Raw genomic sequence first — 4,171 nt, forward strand, 5'->3', positions numbered from 1 at the left:
GTCGCCCCCGTGCGCCGCGGCGGTGGTGCCGCGTCAGCTGCCGGCCGCGCCCGTGCCGTTCGTCGGCCGGCGCGACGAGCTGGCCCGGCTCGACGTCGTGGGCACGGCCGTCACCGCGGTTGTCGGCGCGGGCGGCATCGGCAAGACCTGGCTGGCGCTGCACTGGGCGCACCGGCGGCTCGACCGGTTCCCCGACGGCCAGCTGTTCGTCGACCTCGGCGGTGACGGCGCGCCGATGGACCCGGTGGTGGCGGTGCGCGGGTTCCTGGACGCGCACGGCGTCGACCGGCAGCCGACGGACCCGCACGCCCGGGCCGCCCTGTTCCGCAGCCTGGTCGCGCAGCGGCGGATGCTGCTGGTCCTGGACAACGCCGCCGACACGGCCCAGGTCACCCCGCTGCTGCCGGGTGGCCGGTCGTGCGCGGTGATCGTGACCAGTCGCGACAGCCTGCCGGGGCTGCTCGTCGGGCACGGCGCCGCGCACGTGCCGCTGGACGTGCTGTCCAGGACGGAGTCCCACGCGTTCCTGACCGCGCGACTCGGCGCGGCCCGCGTGCGGGAGGAACCCCGTGCGGTGGCGGAGCTGGTAGGCCTGTGCGGCGGGTTCCCGCTGGCGCTGGGCATCGCCGCGGGCTACGCCTGCACCCGCCCGAGCCTGCCGCTGAGCGCGCTGGTCGCCGAACTGCGGGAGTTCGACCTGACCTCGTGGGCCGACGGAGACCTCGCGCCGGGCCCGTGCGGCGTCCCGTCGTGGCGCCGCCGGACCTCCCGGGACCAGGGCCGCCTGGCCTCCCTCCCGGTCCTGGCGCCGACCTCCTGCCCCACAACCGACCGCTTCGGTTCGACGGGTGACTGCGGAGCGGCCGGGCGCGCCGATCGCTGGACCGGGCCACGGGTTCGCTGACCGGCACCGCCCCCCGCCGAGGCTGCCCCCACCCAACGACCCCCACCACCTCGGCCGCGCCGGAGCCGACCGGTCAGGTGGGCGGCTCGTGGCGACGGGTGGCCGGACCGGGCCGCCGGGTCAGTCGGTGGGGTCCGGACGGCGGGCGGCGATCAGCACTTCCAGGCCGTCCAGGATCCGGTTCAGGCCGAACGCCCAGCCGTTGTCGCGGGGTGCGCCGTTGATCGACCGCGCCGCCTCGTGCAGCGCCGGGAAGCGGTCGCGGTGCTCGTGCAGGACGGTCCGCAGCTGCTTCTGCTCCGTCCACGGCTGCGTGCCCGCCGTCGCGCCCGACTGCGTGTTGCGGATGTGCCCGCTGAGCAGGAACACCGCGTCCATCCGCTCGCCGCCGTCGAGCCCGGTGCCGTCGAGCGCGGCCACCGCGGCCTCCGTCCAGCCCACCTCGCGCGGACCGGTCAGGCGCTCACCGGTCGTCGCGGCCGGCAGCCACGGGTGACGTCGCCACGTCTCCCGCATCAGGTCGGCCCACCTGACCAGGCTCGGCCGCCACCCGCCCGGCACGCCGCTCAGGTCCGGCGGCTCGCCGACGGCCGACTCGATCATCACCGCGACCAGCTCCGCCTTGCTCGCGACGTGCCGGTACAGCGCCATCTTCGTGACGTCCAGCCTGGCGGCGACCTGCTGCATCGACACCGACGCCATGCCCTCCGCGTCGGCGACCTCGATCGCCGCGGCGGCGATGCGGTCGACGGTGAGCGCGAGCCTGGCCGGCCGTGCGGGCTTGTCCCGCGAACCCCACAGCAAGTCCACGCCCTGGTCCTCGCTCGCCATCCGCTCACCGGCTTCCGAAATCGGGGGTTGCTCACGTTGTCGATCTGTGTCTATCGTACACCCAGTGTCCGACGGACACACAAGTATCCGCAGGACACGCCGGTGTCCGCCTGTGCCAATGGGGGCTGTAGACCATGTCCGTGAAGATCTTCGTGAACCTGCCGGTGACCGACCTGACCAAGTCGATCGAGTTCTTCGCCGCGCTCGGCTTCGCGCACAACCCGCAGTTCACCGACGAGAACGCGTCCTGCGTCGTGTTCAGCGACACCGTCTACGCGATGCTGGTGACCAAGCCGTTCTTCAAGACGTTCACCACCAAGGAGATCGCCGACGCCGCCACGACCACGGAGGCGATCGTGGCGCTGTCCTTGGACAGCCGCGAGCAGGTCGACGAGGTGGCGGACAAGGCGCTGGCTGCGGGCGGCGGGTTCGTCCGGGACGCCGAGGACCACGGCTTCATGTACGGCCGCAGCTTCGAGGACCTCGACGGCCACATCTGGAACCTGTTCTGGATGGACGAGGCCGCGGCGCAGGGCTGAGCCCCGGCCGGGACGCGGACGCCCGGCTGATCACCCGAGCCCGAAGGACCGGGCCGGGTGATCAGCCGGTGACCGGCCGGCGTCAGCCGAGCTGCCACTGCTGGTCGGCCGCGCCGACGCAGTCCCACATCACGACCGCGGCGCCGTTGCCCCGGTTGGCGGCGGGGATCGTCAGGCACTTGTCGTTCGAGTTCCGCAGCTCGCTGCCGTTGAACCGCCACTGCTGCCCCTGGCAGTCCCACTGGTTGAGGCCCGCCCCGTTGGCGCCGTTGCCGTCGTTGACGTCGAGGCACCTGCCGCTGAACACGTTGCGGTACTCGCTGCCGTTGCTCTCCCACCTCTGGCCGTCGCCACCGGTGCAGGTCCACATGGCCACGGCGCCGCCGTTGGCCGTGTTGCCGCCCCGGACTTCAAGGCACAACCCGCTCAGCCTCGAGACGATCTGGACGCCGACCTCCGCCTGCTCGGACCGCGGCTGCGGCGCGGTGCCCGCCGAGGCCGACGCGCTGACGAGACCGCCAGCGCCGCGGCGGCCACGCCCGTGAGAAGCCCTTTCGAACCGGACCGGATCATGGTGTCCTCCCCTTGAACCCCTGGTGCAGGTCCGCGCTGCCACGCGACCTGCGCTGAACCCTCCGCCGGGTGGCGGCTCGGCGGGTATCCCGAAAGTTGGGGGTGCCGGGCGGGCGACCGCGGCGTTGCGGGGCGGTCGCGGACGGCTCACACTGCGCGGTGTGAGCCGTTCGGGGGAGCGGTTGCTGCGCGAGCTGACCGCGGCGACCGGACAGGGTGCGAGCTGGGCCGAGTCCGGCGCGGAACTCTCACGGGCCGTCGCGTCCGTGGTGCCGCACGACGGGGCGCGCTTGACGGGTCTGGGTCCGGCGACCGGGTTCGGACCGGCTTCGTTCAGCTTCTGGCACGGTTACGAAGCGGACTTCGGCCAGGGGTTGCTGCGCGGTTGCCACACGGGCCAGGACCCGTGCCTGCGCGAGGACCTCGCGCGGCGACCGGTCCCGGTCGACGTGGTGGCGGGCGCGGGCGACGGCCCGCGGCACCGCGCGGTGCGGCGGCTGTTCGCCGATCACGGCGTCCAGAGCGAGCTGCGGCTGCTGCTGCGGGACGCCCGCGGCGTGTGGGGGACGCTCGGCCTGATCCGGGCGCGCGGCGCCCGGCCGTTCAGCGACGAGGACCTCGGCAACGCCGCGCGGCTCGGACCGACGTTGGTGGCGTTCCTCCGCCGGTACGTGACCGCGGGCCCGCTGGTGCCCGCCGCGGAGAGCCCGCCGCCGGGCGTGATCGTCCTCGGCCGGGATCACGAGATCAGAGCGGCCACTCCGGCGGCGCTCGCGTGGCGGGAGCGGCTGCAGAGCCGCCTGCGCGCTCCTGAGTGGACCGGCAGGTCCTTCTTCGCCGGGATGTCCGCCTCGGCCCGCGCCCCGGCGGGCGCGCCGCTGGTGCTGGGCCCGGCGGCGAGCTACGGGCGGTGGGTCGCGTGCCAGGCGGAGCGGCTGGACGCCGACGGCGCGGGCGACGTGGCGGTCGTCATCCAGGCGGCCACGGCCGCGCAGCTGCTCCCGTCCTTCTGCTCCTGGTACGGCATCACGGCCCGCGAGCGCCAGGTCGTCGAGCAGTTGCACGCGGGTGCGGCGCCCAAGCACATCGCCCGCAGGCTCGACCTGTCGGTGCACACGGTCAACGACCACCTGAAGGCGATCTTCCGCAAGACCGGCGCCCGGGGCCGCGACGAGCTCATCGCCGCGATCAACTGACCGTGCCGCCGGACGCGGGGGGGGGGGGGGCGGGGCCCCCCCCGCCCCCCCGCCCCCGGCCGAACTGCCACGGCCCCCCCGTGTTACGGGCGGTAGGAAGGGGGGCGGGGTGGGGGTGGGTGGTGGTT

5 protein-coding genes are annotated in these 4,171 nt (G+C 74.4%); 3 read left to right on the top strand and 2 right to left on the bottom strand.

The genetic code is table 11. From position 1 onward, the window contains the following. A partial coding sequence (locus tag AB0I91_RS44545) for an NB-ARC domain-containing protein (protein WP_499642328.1) occupies positions 1–904 on the top strand: 904 nt, incomplete at its 5' end. Between the two features lie 120 nt (positions 905–1,024). On the opposite strand, the gene AB0I91_RS44550 is transcribed toward AB0I91_RS44545, so the two are convergent. Beyond that, positions 1,025–1,735, bottom strand: a complete 711-nt coding sequence (locus AB0I91_RS44550) for a TetR/AcrR family transcriptional regulator (protein ID WP_498780971.1) — start codon at positions 1,733–1,735, stop codon at positions 1,025–1,027. Between the two features lie 134 nt (positions 1,736–1,869). Here AB0I91_RS44550 and AB0I91_RS44555 point away from each other — a divergent pair, with 134 nt between their 5' ends. Further along, positions 1,870–2,274 (top strand): VOC family protein, encoded by a 405-nt coding sequence (locus tag AB0I91_RS44555; protein ID WP_498780973.1) that lies wholly within the window; start codon positions 1,870–1,872, stop codon positions 2,272–2,274. 82 nt (positions 2,275–2,356) lie between these two features. On the opposite strand, the gene AB0I91_RS44560 is transcribed toward AB0I91_RS44555, so the two are convergent. After that, complete coding sequence (locus AB0I91_RS44560; protein WP_499642330.1) at positions 2,357–2,998, bottom strand: RICIN domain-containing protein; 642 nt, start codon at positions 2,996–2,998, stop codon at positions 2,357–2,359. Positions 2,999–3,008: 10 nt separating this feature from the next. Between AB0I91_RS44560 and AB0I91_RS44565 the strand changes: the two genes are divergently transcribed. Further along, positions 3,009–4,043, top strand: coding sequence for a LuxR C-terminal-related transcriptional regulator (locus tag AB0I91_RS44565; RefSeq protein ID WP_499642332.1), 1,035 nt, complete (start codon positions 3,009–3,011; stop codon positions 4,041–4,043). The last annotated feature ends 128 nt before the right edge of the window (positions 4,044–4,171 follow it).

The organism is Actinosynnema sp. NPDC049800 (genome assembly GCF_040656635.1).
In the GTDB taxonomy this organism is placed as follows: Bacteria; Actinomycetota; Actinomycetes; order Mycobacteriales; family Pseudonocardiaceae; genus Actinosynnema.